Source organism: Pseudomonas lopnurensis (assembly GCF_015070855.1).
Lineage (GTDB): Bacteria > Pseudomonadota > Gammaproteobacteria > Pseudomonadales > Pseudomonadaceae > Stutzerimonas > Stutzerimonas lopnurensis.
Genome location: NZ_JADDIX010000069.1, coordinates 20,744 through 39,086, shown reverse-complemented (window position 1 = coordinate 39,086; position 18,343 = coordinate 20,744). Strand labels below are relative to the sequence as shown.

20 protein-coding genes are annotated in these 18,343 nt (G+C 65.7%); 13 read left to right on the top strand and 7 right to left on the bottom strand.

Annotated features, from left to right (window positions below):
* Positions 1-65: 65 nt before the first annotated feature.
* Genes IN820_RS13685 through IN820_RS13675 form a run of 3 tightly spaced genes read right to left on the bottom strand, consistent with a single transcriptional unit; the run spans position 66 to position 2,824 of the window.
* A complete protein-coding gene (locus IN820_RS13685) occupies positions 66-1,271 on the bottom strand; it encodes a tryptophan--tRNA ligase (RefSeq protein WP_193681516.1) in 1,206 nt (401 codons plus the stop codon).
* A 49-nt stretch (positions 1,272-1,320) separates the two neighbouring features.
* Entirely contained in the window at positions 1,321-1,944 is a 624-nt protein-coding gene (locus IN820_RS13680; RefSeq protein ID WP_193681484.1) for an L-threonylcarbamoyladenylate synthase, read from the bottom strand.
* Between the two features lie 13 nt (positions 1,945-1,957).
* Positions 1,958-2,824, bottom strand: a complete 867-nt coding sequence (locus tag IN820_RS13675) for a PHP domain-containing protein (RefSeq protein ID WP_193681483.1) — start codon at positions 2,822-2,824, stop codon at positions 1,958-1,960.
* Positions 2,825-3,268: 444 nt separating this feature from the next.
* Between IN820_RS13675 and IN820_RS13670 the strand changes: the two genes are divergently transcribed.
* The 5 genes from IN820_RS13670 to IN820_RS13650 all read left to right on the top strand — a co-directional run bounded on the left by IN820_RS13670 (position 3,269) and on the right by IN820_RS13650 (position 6,681).
* Positions 3,269-3,568 (top strand): YciI family protein, encoded by a 300-nt coding sequence (locus IN820_RS13670; RefSeq protein WP_193681482.1) that lies wholly within the window; start codon positions 3,269-3,271, stop codon positions 3,566-3,568.
* Positions 3,569-3,640: 72 nt separating this feature from the next.
* Positions 3,641-4,000 carry a hypothetical protein gene (locus IN820_RS13665; protein ID WP_193681481.1) on the top strand — a complete coding sequence of 120 codons (360 nt, stop codon included), beginning with the start codon at positions 3,641-3,643 and terminating at the stop codon, positions 3,998-4,000.
* A gap of 15 nt (positions 4,001-4,015) precedes the next feature.
* Positions 4,016-4,693, top strand: coding sequence for a response regulator transcription factor (locus tag IN820_RS13660; RefSeq protein WP_193681480.1), 678 nt, complete (start codon positions 4,016-4,018; stop codon positions 4,691-4,693).
* Positions 4,694-4,845: 152 nt separating this feature from the next.
* Positions 4,846-5,259: a Spy/CpxP family protein refolding chaperone gene (locus IN820_RS13655; RefSeq protein ID WP_193681515.1), complete on the top strand. Its 414-nt coding sequence runs from the start codon at positions 4,846-4,848 to the stop codon at positions 5,257-5,259.
* Positions 5,260-5,352: 93 nt separating this feature from the next.
* Positions 5,353-6,681, top strand: a complete 1,329-nt coding sequence (locus IN820_RS13650) for a sensor histidine kinase (protein ID WP_193681479.1) — start codon at positions 5,353-5,355, stop codon at positions 6,679-6,681.
* Here the strand turns inward: IN820_RS13650 and IN820_RS13645 are convergent, their stop codons facing one another.
* The gene (locus IN820_RS13645; RefSeq protein WP_193681478.1) at positions 6,682-7,248 is read right to left on the bottom strand and encodes a nitroreductase family protein; all 567 of its coding nucleotides are present in this window, start codon (positions 7,246-7,248) and stop codon (positions 6,682-6,684) included.
* Positions 7,249-7,789: 541 nt separating this feature from the next.
* Positions 7,790-8,161, bottom strand: a complete 372-nt coding sequence (locus tag IN820_RS13640; RefSeq protein WP_193681477.1) for a YkgJ family cysteine cluster protein — start codon at positions 8,159-8,161, stop codon at positions 7,790-7,792.
* 184 nt (positions 8,162-8,345) lie between these two features.
* Here IN820_RS13640 and IN820_RS13635 point away from each other — a divergent pair, with 184 nt between their 5' ends.
* Positions 8,346-9,797, top strand: a complete 1,452-nt coding sequence (locus tag IN820_RS13635; protein WP_193681476.1) for a TrkH family potassium uptake protein — start codon at positions 8,346-8,348, stop codon at positions 9,795-9,797.
* Positions 9,798-9,806: 9 nt separating this feature from the next.
* On the opposite strand, the gene IN820_RS13630 is transcribed toward IN820_RS13635, so the two are convergent.
* Positions 9,807-10,739: a DUF808 domain-containing protein gene (locus IN820_RS13630; protein WP_193681475.1), complete on the bottom strand. Its 933-nt coding sequence runs from the start codon at positions 10,737-10,739 to the stop codon at positions 9,807-9,809.
* Between the two features lie 245 nt (positions 10,740-10,984).
* Here IN820_RS13630 and IN820_RS13625 point away from each other — a divergent pair, with 245 nt between their 5' ends.
* From IN820_RS13625 to IN820_RS13600, 6 genes are all read left to right on the top strand, one after another.
* Positions 10,985-11,302, top strand: a complete 318-nt coding sequence (locus tag IN820_RS13625) for an Mpo1-like protein (RefSeq protein WP_193681474.1) — start codon at positions 10,985-10,987, stop codon at positions 11,300-11,302.
* Positions 11,303-11,564: 262 nt separating this feature from the next.
* Positions 11,565-12,953 carry an adenylate/guanylate cyclase domain-containing protein gene (locus IN820_RS13620; protein WP_193681473.1) on the top strand — a complete coding sequence of 463 codons (1,389 nt, stop codon included), beginning with the start codon at positions 11,565-11,567 and terminating at the stop codon, positions 12,951-12,953.
* 59 nt (positions 12,954-13,012) lie between these two features.
* Positions 13,013-13,771 (top strand): helix-turn-helix transcriptional regulator, encoded by a 759-nt coding sequence (locus IN820_RS13615; RefSeq protein ID WP_193681514.1) that lies wholly within the window; start codon positions 13,013-13,015, stop codon positions 13,769-13,771.
* A 137-nt stretch (positions 13,772-13,908) separates the two neighbouring features.
* Positions 13,909-14,754: a DMT family transporter gene (locus IN820_RS13610; protein ID WP_193681472.1), complete on the top strand. Its 846-nt coding sequence runs from the start codon at positions 13,909-13,911 to the stop codon at positions 14,752-14,754.
* Between the two features lie 274 nt (positions 14,755-15,028).
* Positions 15,029-15,250: an AbrB/MazE/SpoVT family DNA-binding domain-containing protein gene (locus IN820_RS13605; protein ID WP_193681471.1), complete on the top strand. Its 222-nt coding sequence runs from the start codon at positions 15,029-15,031 to the stop codon at positions 15,248-15,250.
* Positions 15,251-15,260: 10 nt separating this feature from the next.
* Positions 15,261-15,686 carry a type II toxin-antitoxin system death-on-curing family toxin gene (locus IN820_RS13600; protein ID WP_193681470.1) on the top strand — a complete coding sequence of 142 codons (426 nt, stop codon included), beginning with the start codon at positions 15,261-15,263 and terminating at the stop codon, positions 15,684-15,686.
* Between the two features lie 30 nt (positions 15,687-15,716).
* Here the strand turns inward: IN820_RS13600 and IN820_RS13595 are convergent, their stop codons facing one another.
* On the bottom strand, positions 15,717-15,998 hold the full coding sequence (locus IN820_RS13595; protein ID WP_193681469.1) for a SelT/SelW/SelH family protein: 282 nt from the start codon (positions 15,996-15,998) through the stop codon (positions 15,717-15,719).
* Between the two features lie 69 nt (positions 15,999-16,067).
* Here IN820_RS13595 and IN820_RS13590 point away from each other — a divergent pair, with 69 nt between their 5' ends.
* Positions 16,068-18,257 carry a patatin-like phospholipase family protein gene (locus IN820_RS13590; RefSeq protein ID WP_193681468.1) on the top strand — a complete coding sequence of 730 codons (2,190 nt, stop codon included), beginning with the start codon at positions 16,068-16,070 and terminating at the stop codon, positions 18,255-18,257.
* Positions 18,258-18,343: the final 86 nt, after the last annotated feature.

Genomic DNA, 18,343 nt, shown 5'->3' with positions numbered 1-18,343 from the left:
GATTCGGCGTTCTGCACCTCGGTTTGTTGCATGCGGCCTCTCCAAAGGGGCGGTGCGTGCCGCGCTCAGCGGTAGTTCAGGCCCATGGCCTGGCGCACGTCGATCAGGGTCTCGCGGGCCTCGTCGCGGGCATGTTCGGCGCCTTCGGCGAGGATGCTGCGCACCAGATCGGGATTCTGCTCGTAATCCAGCGCGCGCTCCTGCAGCGGCGCGAGATCGGCCTTGATCGCGTCGATCAGCGGCGCCTTGCATTCCAGGCAGCCGATGCCGGCACTGCGACAACCCTGCTCGGCCCACTGGCAGACGGCGTCTTCGGAGTGCACCAGATGCATCTGCCACACCGGGCAACGCGTCGGTTCGCCGGGATCGCCGCGATGCACGCGTGCCGGATCGGTGGGCATGCGGCGGATCTTCTCTTCGATCTCGCCGGGGGTGTCGCGCAGGTAGATGGCGTTGCCGTTGGACTTGGCCATCTTGCCGCCATCCAGGCCGGAAATCTTCGGCGCGTCGCCGAGCAGCGCCTGCGGCTCGGGCAACAGCAGCCTGCCGCAGCCCTCCAGGTAGCCGTACAGCCGCTCCTGGTCGCCGAGGGTGATGGTCTGCTGCTCCTTGAGGATGGCACGGGCGGTGTTCAATGCCTCGACGTCGCCCTGTTCCTGATAGCTCCTGCGCAGGTTGACGTAGAGTTTCGAGGTCTTCTTGCCGAGCTTGCGGATCGCCGCCTCGGCCTTGCTCTCGAAATCGTCCTCACGCCCGTACAGATGGTTGAAGCGGCGCGCCACGTCACGGGCGAACTCGATATGCGGCAGCTGGTCGGCGCCGACCGGCACCAGCCCGGCACGATAGAGCAGGATGTCCGCGGCCTGCAGCAGCGGATAGCCGAGAAACCCATAGGTCTCCAGATCCTTGTGCTGCAGGTGCTGCTGCAGTTCCTTGTAGGACGGCACACGCTCCAGCCAGCCCAGCGGGCAGATCATCGACAGCAGCAGGTGCAGCTCGGCGTGTTCGGGGACCTGCGACTGGATGAACAGCGTCGCCGAGCTCGGGCTGACCCCGGCGGCCAGCCAGTCCACCGCCATGTCCATGACGTTCTGGGCGATGTCGCCGGAGGTTTCGTAGTCGGTGGTCAGCGCATGCCAGTCGACGATGCAGAAGAAACATTGATACTCGTGCTGCAGCCTGACCCAGTTCTTCAGCACGCCGTGGTAGTGGCCGAGATGGAGCCGGCCGCTCGGTCGCATGCCGGAAACCACGCGCCGCTGTGAATCCATGAAGCTCAAAAGTGTGTCCTTGATCGATGTTGTGCGGGCATGCTCACCTTCAGGCCGCGAAGGGTTCCGGGTCGCCGCAGCCGACCCGCAGCACTTGCGGCCGGTCGTCCACCAGGCTGACCACCGTGGAAGCCTCGACGCCACCGTACCCGCCGTCGATGATCAGGTCCACCTGATGTTCCAGCGCCTCGCGGATTTCATAAGGGTCGCTCATCGGCAGCTCCTCGCCGGGCAGGATCAGGCTGACGCTCATCAGCGGCTCGCCCAGTTCCTCCAGCAATGCCTGGGCGATCGGCTGCGCCGGCACGCGCAGGCCGATGGTGCGGCGCTTGGGATGCAGCAGCATGCGCGGCACTTCGCGGGTGGCCGGCAGGATGATGGTGTACGGCCCCGGCAGGTGCGTCTTGAGCAGGCGGAAGGCGGCGGTATCGACCTTGGCGAACAGCCCCAGCTGCGACAGGTCGCGACAGGCCAGGGTGAAATTGTGCTTGTCGTCGAGCTGGCGCAGGCGGCGGATGCGTTCGATACCGGCCTTGTTGCCGATCGAGCAGCCCAGGGCATAGCTCGAATCGGTGGGATAGACCACCACCCCGCCCTTGCGGATGATATCCACGGCCTGCTTGATCAGGCGCGGCTGCGGGTTGTCCGGATGGATCTGGAAGAACTGACTCATGGCAACTCCCTGTTCAGCTGGCAGCAGATATGCGGCACTCATGATCGAAATGTCTCCAAAGCGGTGACAGATCGGCAGGCAGGGCGCGATAAAGCCCCAGCTCCGACCAGTCGCCAGGGGCGTGGAAATCGCTGCCCACCGTGGCCATCAGCCCGAACTCGCGCGCCAGGATCGACAGCCCGCCCACCTGCTCCAGCGGCTGCATGCCATTGACCACTTCCAGCGCGTGCCCGCCGGCCCGGGCGAAATCCACCACCAGCCGCCGGCGCTTGCTACGGGTGAACTCGTACTGCCAGGGGTGCGCGAGGCTGACCCACGCGCCCGCTTCGCGCAGCGTCGCCAGCGTCTGCTCGAGGCTCGGCCAATGCTGCTTCACGTCGCCGAGCTTGCCCGAGCCCAGCCATTTGCGAAACGCCTCGGCGCGGTCGCGTGCATGCCCGGCGCGCACCAGGAACTCGGCGAAATGCGGACGCGCCGGCGCGTTGCCGCTGTCGCCGAGTTCCTGCTGAACCGCGCGGGCGCCTTGCAGCGCCCCCGGCATGCCCTTGGCTTCGAGCCGCTGGGCGATCAACTCCGCACGGCGCCAGCGACCGTCATGCAGTTCGGCGATCGCCCGCTGCAGCGCCGGTGCATCGCTGGCGAAACCGTAACCCAATACATGAATGGTAGCCCCGCTCCACAGGCACGACAGCTCGATCCCGTTGACCAGTTGCAGCCCCAGCGCCTGCGCAGCCGCCCGGGCCTCGTCGAGACCGTCGACGGTATCGTGGTCGGTGAGTGCCAGCAGCTCGACGCCGCGGGCGTGGGCGCGTTCCACCAGCCTGGCCGGCGCGAGCACGCCATCCGAAGCGGTGCTGTGGCAATGCAGATCGACAACCATCTAGTAATGCACTCCAGGGAGGTGGGGCACCTCGGAAAAAGGCCATGAGCCGCCGGTGGCAACATCAGCCGGCACCGGCTCGCCTGCCGAGAGGCCGAGTCGATCAGGCACGAACGCGGCTAGTCTAACGCCGCATCGGGCCTTTGGCTCGCACCGTCGGCATCGGTCCATGCCATGGATCGTCAGCGACCCAGGCGAACTGTCTCGATTCGACCATCGTTCGTGAACGGCGTGCCATGCCGATGTCGCTCGTCCGGTCCAGATAGACGGTTTCGCGGCACGCACGGTTTGCTATGATGCCGCGCTGCATGGCGCATGGCCGCTACTGCGCGGTGTCGCACGCCCCAGCGACATCGGATTCAATCTGCCCCGCTGTTCATCCGCGACCAGGGCTTTTATCTTCTCCCGTCATGCAGACGAAACCCACGCTATCGAGGAATGACCATGCTCTACGCCGTTATTGCCACCGACGCCCCGAATTCCCTGCCGGAACGCCTGGCCGCCCGACCGGCCCACCTTGCGCGCCTGGAGCAGCTCAAGAACGAAGGCCGCCTGGTGCTGGCCGGCCCGCACCCGGCGATCGACAGCAACGATCCCGGCGAGGCGGGTTTCACCGGCAGCCTGGTGGTCGCCGAGTTCGACTCCCTGGAAGCTGCCCAGCAGTGGGCCGATGCCGACCCTTACAAGGCCGCCGGCGTCTACGTGAGCGTGCTGGTGAAGCCCTTCAAGAAAGTGCTGCCCTGAACCGACAACAGGGATTGCGAATTCGTCCGGCCGTCACGTTCCACGGCCCCGTAGAAGGAAAAAGGAGTTCCGATGCGCCAAGGCCCGCTTTCTCTGCTGCTTGCCCTGAGCCTGCTTGCCCCCGCGCTGCATGCGCAAGAGTCTGCCCCGTCCCCGCTGCCGGAAGCGTCCGAGCAGGCGGAGCCCTATGCCGACGAAGACGTGCCACCCGCGGCGCACGCCACCGATGCGGTGGAAGGTCTGCTGCTGCGCCTGCGTGAAGAGAATCAGCGCTTGCGTCTGCAGTTGCAGGCAGAGCAGGCCAAGGTCGCCCCGGCGCTGCTGACCGAACAGCAACGGTGGTTCGTGGTCGGCGGCGGCGTAGGCGTTGTCAGCTTCCTCCTCGGCCTGCTGGTGACGCGCGACCGCCGCCGACGCCAGTGGATCAACTGAGCGTAACGACCCGACATGAGCGAACTGCTGCTGATCGATGACGACCGTGAACTGTGCGAGCTGCTGGTCAGCTGGCTCGCCCAGGAAGGGTTCGTCGCCCATGCCTGCCACGATGGCCAGAGCGCCCGCGCGGCGCTGGCGCAGCACCAGCCCGCAGCCGTGGTGCTCGACGTCATGCTGCCTGACGGCAGCGGCCTGGAACTGCTCAAGCAATTGCGCAGCGAGCACCCCGACCTGCCGGTGCTCATGCTGTCCGGCCGCGGCGAACCGCTGGACCGCATCCTCGGCCTCGAACTCGGCGCCGACGATTACCTGGCCAAACCCTGCGATCCGCGCGAGCTCACCGCGCGCCTGCGTGCGGTACTGCGCCGCAGCCAGCCAGCCGCCGCGCCCAGCCAGCTGGAGCTGGGCGACCTGTGCTACAGCCCGGCGCGCGGCGTCGCCAGCGTCGCCGGCCACGACGTCAGCCTGACGCTGTCCGAAGGACGGATTCTCGAAGCGCTGCTGGCCCAGCCCGGCGAGCCGATCGACAAGCAGGCCCTGGCCCAGCATGCGCTGGGCCGCAAGCTGACCCTCTACGATCGCAGCCTGGACATGCACGTCAGCAACCTGCGGCGCAAGCTCGGCCCGCATGCCGACGGCAGCCCGCGCATCGTCGCGTTGCGCAGCCGTGGCTATCTTTACGCCGGCTGATCTCTTTACCGAGGCTTTACCCAGGCCTGACCGCGCTTGACCTTGCGCCCCCTAGACTGAACTCATCCGGTCACAGACCAGCCGCCGGGAAAGGACATCGCCGATGTCGCCGCGGCCGGGCCGGTTTCCCTACATAGGAGAGATTCATCATGATGCGCAAATCACTCGTTGCCCTGCTGTTCACCGCTGCCCTGCCCACCCTCGCCTTCGCCATGCCGGGCGGCATGCATGACGACCACCACGGCGGGAAGAAAGCCCCGCACATGTTCCATCAACTGGACCTGAGCAAGGAACAGCAGCGCGAAATGCACAAGCTGATGGGCGAGCAGATGAAGCAGCGCCACGAGATCACCCAGCGCTACCTGGCCAAGCTGCCCGACGCCGAGCGCAAGGCCATGCAGGACGAACTCAAGGCCAGCCATGACAAGACCCGTCAGAGCATGCGTGCGCTGCTCAAGCCCGAGCAGCAGAAGGCCTTCGACGAAGGCCTGAAGAAAATGGAAGAAAAGCGCGCCGAACGCGCCGAATTCCGCCAATGGAAGACCGAACGCGATCAGCAGAACTGATCGATAGACCATCCGACAACCTGCCCGGCAGCCCCAACCCGTTGCACATGACGACGGCGCGGGGCTGACCGGGCTTTGCCGTGGAGAGACCCGGTGCGATCACTGTTCTGGCGCATACTCGCGACGTTCTGGCTGGCCATCGCGCTGGTCGCCGGACTGGCCATGCTGCTCGGCCATGCGCTGAACCAGGACGCCTGGATTCTCAGCCGCCACCCCTCGGTGCAGGGCCTCGCCGAAACCTGGACCAGTGTCTACGAGCGACACGGGCCACAGGCCGCGCAGCGGCTGCTGGAGGAGCACCGCCAGCGCTCTCATGTCGACGTGCAGGTCCTTGCCGAAAACGGCCAGCCGATCATCCGTGGCACCTTCCCGGCACGCGCCGCCGCCTACGAGGCGCGTCAGCGCAACCATGACCGCCAGTTGCCCTGGCGCCGCCTGACCGCCGATTACACCAGCCCGACCAGTGGTGAAACCTATCTGTTCATCTACCGCATCCCGCACCCCGAGCTGCAGGCCTGGCATCGCGGCAGCCTGTTCTGGCCGCTCAGCGCGCTGGGCATCGCGCTGGTGGTGCTGACCGGTTTCAGCCTGATGCTGACCCTCTCGATCACGCGCCCGCTGGACCGTTTGCGCGGTGCGGTACACGACCTGGGCCAGACCACCTATCAGCAGCAGTCCCTGGCGCGGCTGGCCAAACGCCGTGATGAACTCGGCGTGCTGGCCAGCGACTTCAACCGCATGGGCGCGCGCTTGCAGACGCTGATCGGCAGCCAGCGCCAGCTTTTGCGGGACGTTTCCCACGAGCTGCGCTCACCGCTGGCTCGCCTGCGCATCGCCCTGGCCCTGGCCGAGCGCGCCAGCCCGAGCGAGCGCGAAGTGATCTGGCCACGCCTGGCCAAGGAATGCGATCGACTGGAAGCCCTGATCAGCGAAATTCTCGAACTGTCACGCCTGGATGCCGAGCCCGGCGCGGCCGCCGACGTCGACCTGCCGTCGATGTTCGAGCGATTGAAGGAAAACGCCCGCATCGTGGCGCCAGGGCAACGCATCGATAGCCAGGTGGAACCCGGCATCAGCCTGTCAGGCTGGACGGAAATGCTCGAACGCGCCCTGGACAACCTGTTGCGCAACGCACTGCGCTTCAATCCCGAGGGCGTACCGATCGAACTGCGTGCGCAGCGGGATGCCGACGGCCTGGTGCTGAGCGTCCGCGACCATGGCCCCGGCGTGGCCGACGAACACCTGCCGCAACTGAGCGAGCCGTTCTTCCGCGCACCTGGCCAAACCGCCGCCGGGCACGGCCTCGGTCTCGCGATCGCCCGCCGCGCCGCGGAGCGTCATGGCGGCCAGTTGCGCCTGGCCAATCATCCCGATGGCGGCTTCATCGCCAGCCTGCGCCTGCCGTTGAGCGACGCCCAGTAATCAGCGCCCGCCAGCCCAGGCCGCGACGAAATCCTGCGGCTCGAGCACCGGCGCGCTACGCAGCCGCCCCTCGGGCGTGCCCAGGTAGAGGAAGCCCAGCATCCGCTCGTGCTCACCCACACCCAGGCCTTGCGTCACGTGCGGGTCGTAGGCGAAATCGCCGGTACGCCATACGGCACCGATTCCCTGCGCATGCGCGGCCAGCAGGATACCGTGGGCCGCACAGCCGGCAGCCAGCAGTTGCTCGCTTTCCGGCACCTTGGGATGCGCCTGCAAGCAGGCGATGGCCACGATCAGCAGCGGCGCGCGCAGGGGCATGTTGCGCGCCTTCTGCAGGGCCTCCGCCGAGGCGTTCGGATCACGCGCCCGCAACGCCGCAGCGAACAATTCGCCGAGCCGTTGGCGCGCATCGCCTTCGACGGTCAAAAACCGCCAGGGATGCAGCTGTGCGTGATCCGGCGCGCGCAGCGCGGCGCGAAACAGCAGATCGAGTTGCGCGGCATCGGGCGCGGGGTCACCGAGCCGTGTGACGGAAACGCGGTTGAGCAGCAGGTCCAGAGCGTCCATCCATTACCTCCTAAACGGGTCGGACATTCTAGGGTCTGTCGAGGTTTCAGCGCGAGTGATGGCGGGATATCAGGGAATTCACGAGCATCGCTGCCCTGCGATGTTCGGTTACCTGCCGGGCGGGCAAGTTTGGGTGTTGCCATTGGATGAAAGCATTGCTTTCAAAACAATTGACCGAGTTGCTCGATGGCATGGTTTCGCCCTGCCGGGCGACCGGGACAAGCCCGCAAAAACGCTTGGCCCTGCATACAGCCCTGCGATTCACTCCGGGTTCGTTACGCGCTTCGCTCCATCGCCGCTCACCCAATAGGTGTGTTGGGCATAGGCGATCATCCGTTGGGTTGAGAAGCGAAGCGACGAAGCCCAACGCACTATGCCAGTACCTGTCGGGCTTCACTGCGCTCAGCGCCAACCTACCGGCGTGCGTCCGATCGCCCGCATATCGGGCCTATGCACGCGATCAGAGCCCGCCTTTCCCCGCCAAGATGCAAAGGATCGTTACTCACCGAGCCATACCGACCTCGGCAATGGTCCTTGCGCCTCAAGCCACCCGATCCGGCGAGAGCTGCGGCTGCAGCGGCGGTACCAGCGGTGGCAAGCCATGGGCGGCACGCGCGGCGTCGCAATGCACGTTGTGCTCCCCGTTCGCCCAGGACGCCTCGAAGTCGCGACAGGTGCTCGAGCGCTGCTCGTACAGAGTGCAACGAACAGCGCATCCGACGTCCCCGAGCAGACCCACGCAACGGGCGGGCTTGGCCTCGGTGCCGAGCATGGCCACATGGAACGGCGCGACCTGGACCGTCAGGTGATCGGGGACCACTCCGCCCGAGGACACGCATTCACCGAAATAGAAGGACACACGAAAGAACGCGCAGCAGGCGCCGCACGTAAGGCAGGGATTGTCGATGGACATGGAAGGTGAACACCCAGATACCGGAATGGGCCGGCGCCCGGACGGCTATTCTATTCATCGCGACGGCCTTGGGAAGAGGCTGCCGGGGCTGCGCTGAAAACATTCTCCGCGGCCCCATGCGGGCGGTTTACTGCCATCACGACACGAGTAGAATGTCCGCTTTTTCCCGTGCCGAGCACCACTCATGGCCCTGCCGACCCTGCGCATCATCGGTTTCATTCTCGGCATATTCCTGATCACCCTGGCAGTCAGCATGATCATCCCGATGCTGACGCTGCTGGCCTTCGAGCGCACCGACGACCTGCAGGCGTTCATCTGGGCGAGCCTGATCACCTTCTCCTGCGGTTTCGCCCTGGTGGCCCCCGGGCGCCCGGCCAATACTCACCTGCGTCCGCGGGACATGTATTTCCTGACGACCGTCAGTTGGGTGGTGGTCTGCTGCTTCGCCGCGCTGCCGCTCATGCTCATCCAGCACATCAGCTACTCGGACGCCTTCTTCGAAACCATGTCCGGCATCACCACCACGGGCGCGACCGTACTGTCGGGGCTGGACAGCGCCTCGCCCGGCCTGCTCATGTGGCGTTCGCTGCTGCATTGGCTCGGGGGCATCGGCTTCATCGGCATGGCGATCGCCATCCTGCCGATGCTGCGCATCGGTGGCATGCGGCTGTTCCAGACCGAATCCTCCGACTGGTCGGAGAAGGTCATGCCGCGCTCGCATGTGGCAGGCAGGTATCTCATCGCCATCTACCTGGTGTTCACGCTGGCGGCATTCGTGGCATTCCTGCTGACCGGCATGAGTATGTTCGATGCCATCAACCATGCGATGTCGACCGTCTCGACGGGCGGCTTTTCCACTTCCGATGCCTCGATGGGCAAGTTCGGAGCGGCAGCCCATTGGGTGGCGGTCTTCTTCATGATCCTCGGCAGCCTGCCGTTCACCCTGTATGTCACGACGCTACGCGGCCACCGCACGGCGCTTTTCCGAGATCAGCAGGTACGGGGCTTTGTGCTGATGCTGGCGATCACCAGCCTGCTGTTCAGTGGCTGGTACTGGCTGAACCATGACATCGAAGCGCTGGATGCCCTGCGCATCGTCACCTTCAGCGTGGTCTCGGTGGTCACCACCACCGGCTTCGCGGTCGACGACTACAGCCAGTGGGGCGGTTTCGCAGTGATGGCCTTCTTCTATCTCACGTTCGTCGGCGGCTGCTCGGGCTCGACCTCCGGCGGGCTGAAGATGTTCCGCTTCCAGGTCGCCTACTCGCTGCTGCGCGCCAACTTCAAGCAGTTGATTCACCCGCGGGCGGTGATCCGCCAGCAATACAATGGGCACAACCTCGACGAGGAAATCGTCCGCTCGATCCTCACCTTCTCGTTCTTCTTCACCATGACCATCGGCGTGCTGGCGCTATGCCTGGCCCTGCTGGGGCTCGATCCGATCACGGCCCTTACCGGAGCCGCCACCGCGGTGTGCAACGTCGGCCCGGGCCTGGGCACCATCATCGGCCCGGCCGGCAACTTCTCCACGCTGCCGGACACCGCCAAGTGGCTGCTGTCGCTGGGCATGCTGCTTGGGCGGCTGGAAATCATCACCGTGCTGGTGTTGCTGACCCCGGCATTCTGGCGGCACTGATCAGGCGGCTTAGGCGGCCGCACCGGAATCGCGCTTGAACAGGCGGCTGCCGAGCGTCACCAGCGCCAGTACGACGCCGCCGGCAACGATGCCGAACGTCGCATCGAGCAGCGTCGGCAGCAGACCACCCAGCACCGCGCCGATGTAGGGCAGCCCGAGGGCATCCTGCGCGCTGGTCTCGATGAAGTGATGCACGGCACGGATGCCATGGGTGAGGATGCCGCCGCCGACCATGAACATCGCCGCGGTGCCGATGACCGATAGCGACTTCATCAGCCAGGGGGCGACGCGCAGGATGCCCCGCCCGATGGCGCTGGCCAGGCCGCCGGCACGCCTGCTCAGCGCCAGCCCGAGGTCGTCGAGCTTGACGATGCCAGCCACCAGGCCATAGACGCCGATGGTCATGAGGATGGCGATCCCCACCAGCACCGCCACCTGCTGCGAGAACGACGCTGCCGCGACCGTACCCAGGGTGATGGCAATGATTTCCGCCGACAGGATGAAGTCGGTACGCACCGCGCCGCTTATCTTGCTCCGCTCGAACGCCACCATATCCACCGCCGGGTCGGCCAGCGCCTTCACGGTCTCGTCGTGCATCGCACGGTCGTCGTGCAGGAAGCGGTGCGCCAGCTTCTCGAAGCCTTCGTAGCAAAGAAAGGCGCCGCCGAGCATCAGCAACGGCGTGATCGCCCAGGGAACGAAGGCGCTGATCAGCAACGCGGCGGGCACCAGGATCGCCTTGTTGCGCAGCGACCCCTTGGCCACGGCCCAGACCACCGGCAGCTCGCGGTCGGCCTTCACCCCGGTTACCTGCTGGGCATTCAGCGCGAGGTCGTCACCGAGCACGCCCGCGGTTTTCTTCGCCGCGACCTTGGTCATGAGCGATACGTCATCCAGCACCGTCGCGATATCGTCGATCAGGGCAAGCAAGCTGGTGGCCAAGGTGAATCCCTCTATCGATGAGACGAAGCCTGTTGCTAGCTATGGCTGCGCGGCGGGCTACAGGTTCCAGAGCTTCGCCTGGCGCAAGCGTCGCCTTGCCCACACGCTGCATGTGGCTTGATCGGCGAGCCAGCGATTTCCCGCAAGCCCCGGTACCGCTGGCACGACTAAACTGACAGTCATCGCCCATGGCCCGCAACGCGCGCCGCGCCTAAACTGCCGCAGACAATAACAGGAGGTCCGCCATGAGTACGCAAACCGCCGAACGCTTCACCCGCTTTGCCGATTTCTATCCGTTCTACCTGGCCGAGCACAGCAACCCGACCTGCCGCCGCCTGCATTACCTCGGTAGCCTGCTGGTCTTGGTCATCCTGGGCTATGCCTTGCTCACCCAGCAATGGTTGTGGCTGCTGGCGATGCCACTGGCCGGCTACGGGTTCGCCTGGGTCGGCCACTTCGTCTTCGAGAAGAACCGCCCGGCGACGTTCCAGTATCCGCTCTACAGCTTTCTCGGCGACTGGGTCATGCTCAAGGACATGCTCACCGGGCGCATCCGCTTCTGAGTGCCACGGCGACGGCAGATCCGATCTCTGTCGCCGCCGATTTTCGAGCTTGGTTTGGCGATGCGGCGTCGCTTGGTTATGATCAGCCGGCTGCTGCACGGGCCGGCCTACCGCCGAGCCGGCACGCTGTAGCGGCGAGACTGAACGCTGTCGATTCCGACCGCTCGCCGTTTCCTGCACGGCGAGCCCGTTCGAGGCCAGTTGAAGTCTGCAAGGCGCATAGAAAAAGGCGTCGAAAACCTACCAGGGATCGTACACATACATGACCTCCATCATGGTTGAGCGCCGCAATGGCCTCGCCACTCGCCCGTTGCGCGAGTACTACTCCCGTGTGCTCGCCTACCTGGCCTGCGCCGCGACCCTTGCGGCAGGTACCTACACCCAGTATTTCTCGATGGACCTGCTGTGGATGGTCCCCTATGCCCTGCTCTATCCGCATCTGGCCTACCACCTGAGCTATCACTTCAAGCGCGAGCATCCCGAGCGCACCTCGCAGGTTCTGCTCTGCCTGGATGCGCTGAACGCCGGCTTCGGCATCTTCCTGCTGGGTTTCTCGGTGGTGCCGAGCCTGATGTTCCTGCTCACCCTCGGCTTCAGCGCCCTGGTGATCGGCAGCATGCGCGACCTGATGCTGGCGCTGCCCTGCGTAGGGCTCGGCATCGGCCTTACCAGCCTGCTGGTGCCCATGGAGATCAAGGACACCACGCCCACCCTGGTGTCGCTGGTGAGCATCCTGTTCACCACCCTCTACGTCTGCGCCACGGCCTACTACGTCCACCAGCAGGGTCTAGGGCTGGCCCAGGCGCGCAAGGAAATCGAGATGGAGCAGGCCAAGGCCGCGCGCCTGGCACGCAACCTGGCGAAGTACCTCTCCCCGCAGGTCTGGGAGTCGATCTTCTCCGGCAAGCGCAGCGTACGCCTGGAAACCCAGCGCAAGCGGCTGACGGTATTCTTCTCGGACATCAAGGGTTTCACCGAGCTGTCCGAAGAACTGGAAGCCGAAGCCCTGACCGACCTGCTCAACAACTACCTCAACGAAATGTCGAAGATCGCCCTCAAGTACGGCGGCACCATCGACAAGTTCGTCGGCGACTGCGTGATGGTGTTCTTCGGCGACCCCACCAGCCAGGGCGCCAAGAAGGACGCGGTGGCTGCCGTCTCCATGGCCATCGCCATGCGCAAGCACATGAAGGTGCTGCGCCAGCAGTGGCGCGCCCAGGGCATCACCCGGCCGATGGAGATCCGCATGGGCATCAATACCGGCTATTGCACCGTGGGCAACTTCGGCGCCGACACGCGCATGGACTACACCATCATCGGCCGCGAAGTGAACCTCGCCAGCCGCCTGGAAAGCGCGGCCGAAGCCAGCGAGATCCTCGTCGCCCACGAAACCTATTCACTGATCAAGGACGTGATCATGTGCCGCGACAAGGGCCAGATCAGCGTCAAGGGCTTCTCGCGGCCGGTGCAGATCTACCAGGTGGTCGACTTCCGCCGCGACCTCGGTGCGACCTGCAGCTTCGTCGAACACGAACTGCCGGGCTTCTCCATGTACCTCGACACCAATGGCATACAGAACTTCGACAAGGAGCGCGTGATCCAGGCGCTGCAGCAGGCCGCCGAGAAGCTGCGCGACAAGGTCATCCTCTGAGCAACCTGCCCGTCTGCCGCGGGCGGACCGGAACACGCATCGAGGCCGTCATGCCGCCGATTCTTTCGCTTCGCCACTACAGCCACGATCAGATCGCCCATAGCCATGAGCACGTGCAACTGGTATTCGGCCTGCGCGGACAGCTCGACTTCGAAATCGCCGGACGCGGCAGCCGCATCGGCCAGCAATTGCTCGCGGTCGTTCCAGCCACGACCCATCATGCTTGCGGCAGCCCGAGCGGTAGCCATTGCCTGGTCGTCGACGTGCCGCCCGAGGCCTGGCTGCGTGAACGCCTCGGCCAGCATGCCGAACCCAGCCTGCGCCTGCTCGAGCGTCCCGACACCCTGCGCCTGTCGCCGGCCCAGCAGCAACTGGTCAACTGGCTGGCGGCCAGCCCGATCAACGACCCGGTCATCGCCGAACAGGGTACGACGCTGCTGCTGGCGTGCCTGAGCGGCGGCTGTGAACCGGCAGGCGAGCGGTCCCCGCTGCCCCTGGCGGCGATCGACGCGCACATCGCTCGTCATCTCGGCCACCCCCTGCAAGTCGGCGACCTGGCTCGCCTCGCCGGCCTTTCCGTCGCGCGCCTGCACGCCCGCTTCGTCGCCGAAACCGGCCTCACGCCGATGGAATATGTCCGCCAGCACCGCCTGCGCCAGGGCCATGCGCTGCTGCGCGACAGCCGGCTGCCGGTCGGCGAGATCGCCGCACGGGTGGGCTACGCCTCGCAAAGCGCCTTCACCGCCGCGCTGGGCCGCGCGTTCGGCTGCACGCCGCGTGAATTGCGGCGCGAGTTGCGCGACAAAAGCCATCACTGAAACGACAGACAGCCGCAGCGCGGCCGCGCTAGATTGCCGCCATTGAACGGGAGTGGGCAGATGGCGCGAATCACCTGGGAAAACTTTTTCAACGGGCCCGGAACGCAGGGTTCCGCCTCCAGCGCCGAGTGCCCGGCATGACCCGGCATCAGGCACTGCTCGGCCTGCACGTGGGCGCCCTGGCCTTCGGCCTGGCCGGGATATTCGGCAAGCTGGCCCTGGCCGGGCCGCTGGTCATCGTCTTCGGCCGCGCGCTGTTCGCCGTGCTGTCGCTGGCGCCAGTGGCGCGCCGGCGCAACGGCGAGCGCCACCCCAGTGCGCGGCAGGTGGTCCAGTTGCTCGGCTCCGGCCTGCTCCTGTGCGGTCACTGGCTGACCTTCTTCGAGTCGGTGAAGATCGCCGGCGTGGCAGTGGCCACCCTCGGCTTCGCCAGCTTTCCCGCCTTCACCGTGCTGCTCGAAGGGCTGCTGTTCGGCGAGCGGATACGCCGCGCCGAATGGGGCGTGGTGGCGCTGGTGAGCATCGGCCTGGTGCTGGTCACGCCCCACTTCGACATCGGCAGCGAAGCCACCTTCGGCCTGCTGCTGGGTGTGGCCTCGGGCCTGCTGTTCGCCCTGCTGTCGCTGGCCAACCGCGCCACCGTCCAGGGCCTCAATCCGATGCAGGCATCGCTGTGGCAGAACGCGGCCATCATCGCCGTCCTGCTGCCGTTCGTATGGCCCGCCCTGCCCCAGGTGCGCCCCCTCGACTGGCTGTGGATCGGCCTGCTCGGCGTCTTCTGCACCGGTGTCGCGCACAGCCTGTTCGTCGCCAGCCTGAGGTTGCTCAAGGCCCGCACCGCGTCCGTGGTCTTCGCCCTCGAGCCGGTCTACGGCATCGCCTTTGCCTGGCTGCTGTTCGCCGAGCAACCCTCGCTGCGGATGCTCGCCGGCGGCGCGCTGATCCTGCTGGCGACTTTTCTTTCCGCCCGACAAGGGCATTGATTCAGCCTGTGGGCTTCAGCCCACGAACTGGCGCTCATTGCGCGGATCTCGCGCGCTTTGATTGTAGGAGCCGGGGGGACGCCGAGTCCTTGCCGGCGATCGGCGCTGTGCGCCGCCGCGGTTCGCCCGCAAGCGGGCTCCTACGATGGTGCACAAAGGGGAATCCGCATTCATTGCCCACCCGGAATATTTGGCCCTCGAAGGCAGCGTTCATTGCACGCTGCCGGCGCCTGGTTATACCATCCGTACTAACGTCATTTCAGAGGCTCCCGCCATGAAACTCAAGATCACCTCCATCGGTAATTCCGCTGGTGTCATCCTGCCGAAGGAAATACTGGCGCGCCTGCGCCTGGAGAAGGGAGACGAGCTGTACGCGCTGGAAACACCGGACGGCCTCAAACTCAGCGTATTCGACCCCACGCTGGCCGAGCAGATGGAAGTGGCCGAGCAGGTCATGCGCAAACGCCGCACCCTGCTGCATAAACTCGCGCAATGAGGATCACGACATGATCGTCTGGATCGGCAAGGCGCTGGCCCTGGCCATTCACGACCGCCAACTCGCCGAGCATGGCGGGGGTAGCGGCGTACGCGACGAAGGCCTGCTCGACTCGGCCCTGGCTCGACCGCAGCAACTCCATGCCTATGGCGAACCCGCGCCGGACCTGACCGATCTCGCCGCCAGCCTGGCGTTCGGTCTGGCCCGCAACCATCCTTTCGTCGACGGCAACAAACGGACCGCTGCCGTGCTGTGTGAAGTATTCATCGAACTCAACAACGGCAAATTGCTGGCCGATGACCTTGAACTCTATCCGCAATACCTCGGCCTGGCCGAAGGCTCCATCGACGAAGCCGAGTTCGCCCGCTGGCTGCGTACCCGAATCGTTATCGACAGGCCGGACGAGGTGCAGGATGCGGCGGGCCAGTATCGTTAGTTCGTGATCGAAAGTGGAACTGTCCCTGGCTCAGCGATCGTTATGCCCCAGCGAGCGCTGAGGATCGATCCGGTCGCGCACGCGCTGCTTGAGTTCCCTCGCTTCGGGAAAACCGCCGTCGCGCTTGCGCTCCCAGATCTGCACGCCGTCGCAGGCGATGTGGAACGTCCCGCCGCTGGCGGGCACCAGGCAGACGCGACCGAGGTCGTCGGCGAAGGTCGAGAGCAGCTCCTGGGCCAGCCAGGCCGCGCGCAGCAGCCATTGGCACTGGGTGCAATAGGTGATGACGATTTCCGGCTTCGCTTCGGTCATGAGGGCAGCTCCGAGAGTTCTGCGGCGGCCTATAATAGCCCCCTTTCCCCTCCCCCGCCCGGTTCTGCCATGCACCGCCTGTTCATCGCCTTGCTGTTGTTGCTCCCTTCGATCTGCTACGCCGCCGAGCAACCGGCGACGCCGAAGATCGGCCTGGTATTGTCCGGCGGCGCTGCGCGCGGGCTGGCGCATGTCGGCGTGCTCAAGGCTCTGGAAGAACAGGGGGTGCGCATCGACGCCATCGCCGGAACCAGCATGGGCGCGGTGATCGGCGGGCTGTATGCGGCCGGTTACAGCGTCGCGGAGCTGGAGCGGCTGGCGCTGACGCTGGACTGGCAACAGGTGCTTTCCGACGACCCGCCCCGCCAGGACATTCCCTATCGGCGCAAGCAGGACGATCGTGACTTCCTCATCAAGCAGAAGCTCAGCTTCCGCGACGACGGCAGCCTCGGCCTGCCGCTGGGCGTGATCCAGGGGCAGAACCTCGCCCTGCTGCTGGAGCGCCTGTTGGTACATGCCAGCGACACCCGCGATTTCGACCAGTTGCCGATCCCCTTCCGCGCCGTGGCCACGGACATCGCCAACGACGAGAAAGTGATCTTCCGCAGCGGCCATCTGCCCCAGGTCATTCGCGCCAGCATGTCGATCCCGGCGGTGTTCGCGCCGGTGGAAGTCGACGGCCGCCTGCTGGTGGACGGCGGCATGGTCGACAACATCCCGATGGACGTGGCCCGTGACATGGGCGTCGACCGCCTCATCGTGGTGGACATCGGCACCCCGCTGAAGCCGCGCAAGGAGCTGCTCACGGTCGTCGACGTGCTCAACCAGTCGATCACCATGATGACCCGGCGCAATTCCGCGGAGCAACTGGCCACCCTGCTCCCCCAGGACCTGCTGATCCAGCCGCCACTGGCCGGCTACGGCTCCACCGATTTCGGCCGCGCCGAACAGTTGCTCGATGCCGGTTATCGCGCCACGCTGGCCCAGCAGGGTCGCCTGGCCGAGATGCGCAGTCCGGCCAGTGGCAACCCGGCACTGAGCCTGGCCCGCTCGAGCGACCCCCGCACGCCGGTGATCACCGCGATCAAGGTGGAGAACGATTCCAAGGTCAGCGACGCGGTGATCCGCCGGCATATTCGCCAGCGGCTCGGTGAACCGCTGGACCTGGAGGACCTGCAGAAGGACATGGGCACGCTCTACGGCCTGGACTATTTCGAGCGCGTCGAGTATCGCGTGCAGCGTCGCGAACTCGGCAACACGCTGGTGATCAATGCCCGCGAGAAGCGTTCGGGCACCGATTACCTGCGCCTCGGCCTGAGCCTGTCCGACGATTTCCATGGCGACAGCGTGTTCAACCTGGGTGCCAGCTACCGCAAGAACGGCATCAACCAGCTCGGCGCCGAATGGCTGACGCGCTTGCAACTGGGCGATCGGCAGGAACTCTACAGCGAGTTCTACCAGCCGCTGGATGCCGGCTCGCGCTGGTTCGTCGCGCCCAATGCGTTCATTGAGGCACAGAACGTCGAGGCCATTCTCGACAACGATCCGATCGCCGAGTACCGCCTGCAGCGCTATGGCTATGGCCTCAACGTCGGCCGGCAGATCGCCAACAACGGCGAGATCCGCTTCGGTATCGGCCAGGCCTGGGGCGAAGCCGACGTGCGGGTCGGCGAGCGCGACCTGCCGGACTTCAGCTTCACCGAGGGCTATTACGAGCTGCAGTACTCGTTCGACACGCTGGACAACGTCGACTTCCCGCGCGAAGGCGAGGACATCCGCCTGACCCTGCGCCAGTACGACCCGAGCCTGAGCTCCGACCAGCGCTACCGGCAATGGAACCTCGCCCTGGACAAGGCCTTTAGCCACCAGGCCAATACCTGGGTGTTCGGCGGGCGCTACGGCCGCACCCTGGACGATGCCGAAGTGGTGACCTCGAGCTTCCTGCTCGGCGGCGCGCGGCAGCTGTCCGGCTTCCGCCAGGACGCCCTCTCGGGGCAGAACATCAGCCTGGCGCGCATGGTCTATTACCGCCGCATGACGCCACGCGCCTTCCTGCCGCTCGATTTCCCGGTTTACCTCGGCGGATCGCTCGAACGTGGCCGCGCCTGGAACAACGACAACACGTTCGACAGCGGCTACGTCAATGCGGCCAGCATCTTCGTCGGCTATGACACGCCGCTGGGCCCGCTGAATTTCAGCTACGGGTTCAACGACGAGGACGAACAGGCACTCTATATGAATCTGGGGCGCAGCTTCTAAGGCGAACGTAGGTCGGCTGGCCGTGCAAACTCAGCCCCCAAGAACAGCGTGAAAAGCGCTCCACAGCCCTACGCATGCGTGAGCAG

Excerpts from the sequence above, each read along its gene's own strand:
- IN820_RS13625 (WP_193681474.1), top strand. The coding sequence starts at position 10,985 with ATGAGTACGCAAACCGCCGAACGCTTCACCCGCTTTGCCGATTTCTAT.
- IN820_RS13620 (WP_193681473.1), top strand. The coding sequence starts at position 11,565 with ATGACCTCCATCATGGTTGAGCGCCGCAATGGCCTCGCCACTCGCCCG.
- IN820_RS13680 (WP_193681484.1), bottom strand. The coding sequence starts at position 1,944 with ATGAGTCAGTTCTTCCAGATCCATCCGGACAACCCGCAGCCGCGCCTG.
- IN820_RS13665 (WP_193681481.1), top strand. The coding sequence starts at position 3,641 with ATGCGCCAAGGCCCGCTTTCTCTGCTGCTTGCCCTGAGCCTGCTTGCC.
- IN820_RS13655 (WP_193681515.1), top strand. The coding sequence starts at position 4,846 with ATGCGCAAATCACTCGTTGCCCTGCTGTTCACCGCTGCCCTGCCCACC.
- IN820_RS13595 (WP_193681469.1), bottom strand. The coding sequence starts at position 15,998 with ATGACCGAAGCGAAGCCGGAAATCGTCATCACCTATTGCACCCAGTGC.
- IN820_RS13660 (WP_193681480.1), top strand. The coding sequence starts at position 4,016 with ATGAGCGAACTGCTGCTGATCGATGACGACCGTGAACTGTGCGAGCTG.
- IN820_RS13685 (WP_193681516.1), bottom strand. The coding sequence starts at position 1,271 with ATGGATTCACAGCGGCGCGTGGTTTCCGGCATGCGACCGAGCGGCCGG.
- IN820_RS13675 (WP_193681483.1), bottom strand. The coding sequence starts at position 2,824 with ATGGTTGTCGATCTGCATTGCCACAGCACCGCTTCGGATGGCGTGCTC.
- IN820_RS13640 (WP_193681477.1), bottom strand. The coding sequence starts at position 8,161 with ATGTCCATCGACAATCCCTGCCTTACGTGCGGCGCCTGCTGCGCGTTC.
- IN820_RS13635 (WP_193681476.1), top strand. The coding sequence starts at position 8,346 with ATGGCCCTGCCGACCCTGCGCATCATCGGTTTCATTCTCGGCATATTC.
- IN820_RS13605 (WP_193681471.1), top strand. The coding sequence starts at position 15,029 with ATGAAACTCAAGATCACCTCCATCGGTAATTCCGCTGGTGTCATCCTG.
- IN820_RS13590 (WP_193681468.1), top strand. The coding sequence starts at position 16,068 with ATGCACCGCCTGTTCATCGCCTTGCTGTTGTTGCTCCCTTCGATCTGC.
- IN820_RS13610 (WP_193681472.1), top strand. The coding sequence starts at position 13,909 with ATGACCCGGCATCAGGCACTGCTCGGCCTGCACGTGGGCGCCCTGGCC.
- IN820_RS13645 (WP_193681478.1), bottom strand. The coding sequence starts at position 7,248 with ATGGACGCTCTGGACCTGCTGCTCAACCGCGTTTCCGTCACACGGCTC.
- IN820_RS13600 (WP_193681470.1), top strand. The coding sequence starts at position 15,261 with ATGATCGTCTGGATCGGCAAGGCGCTGGCCCTGGCCATTCACGACCGC.
- IN820_RS13670 (WP_193681482.1), top strand. The coding sequence starts at position 3,269 with ATGCTCTACGCCGTTATTGCCACCGACGCCCCGAATTCCCTGCCGGAA.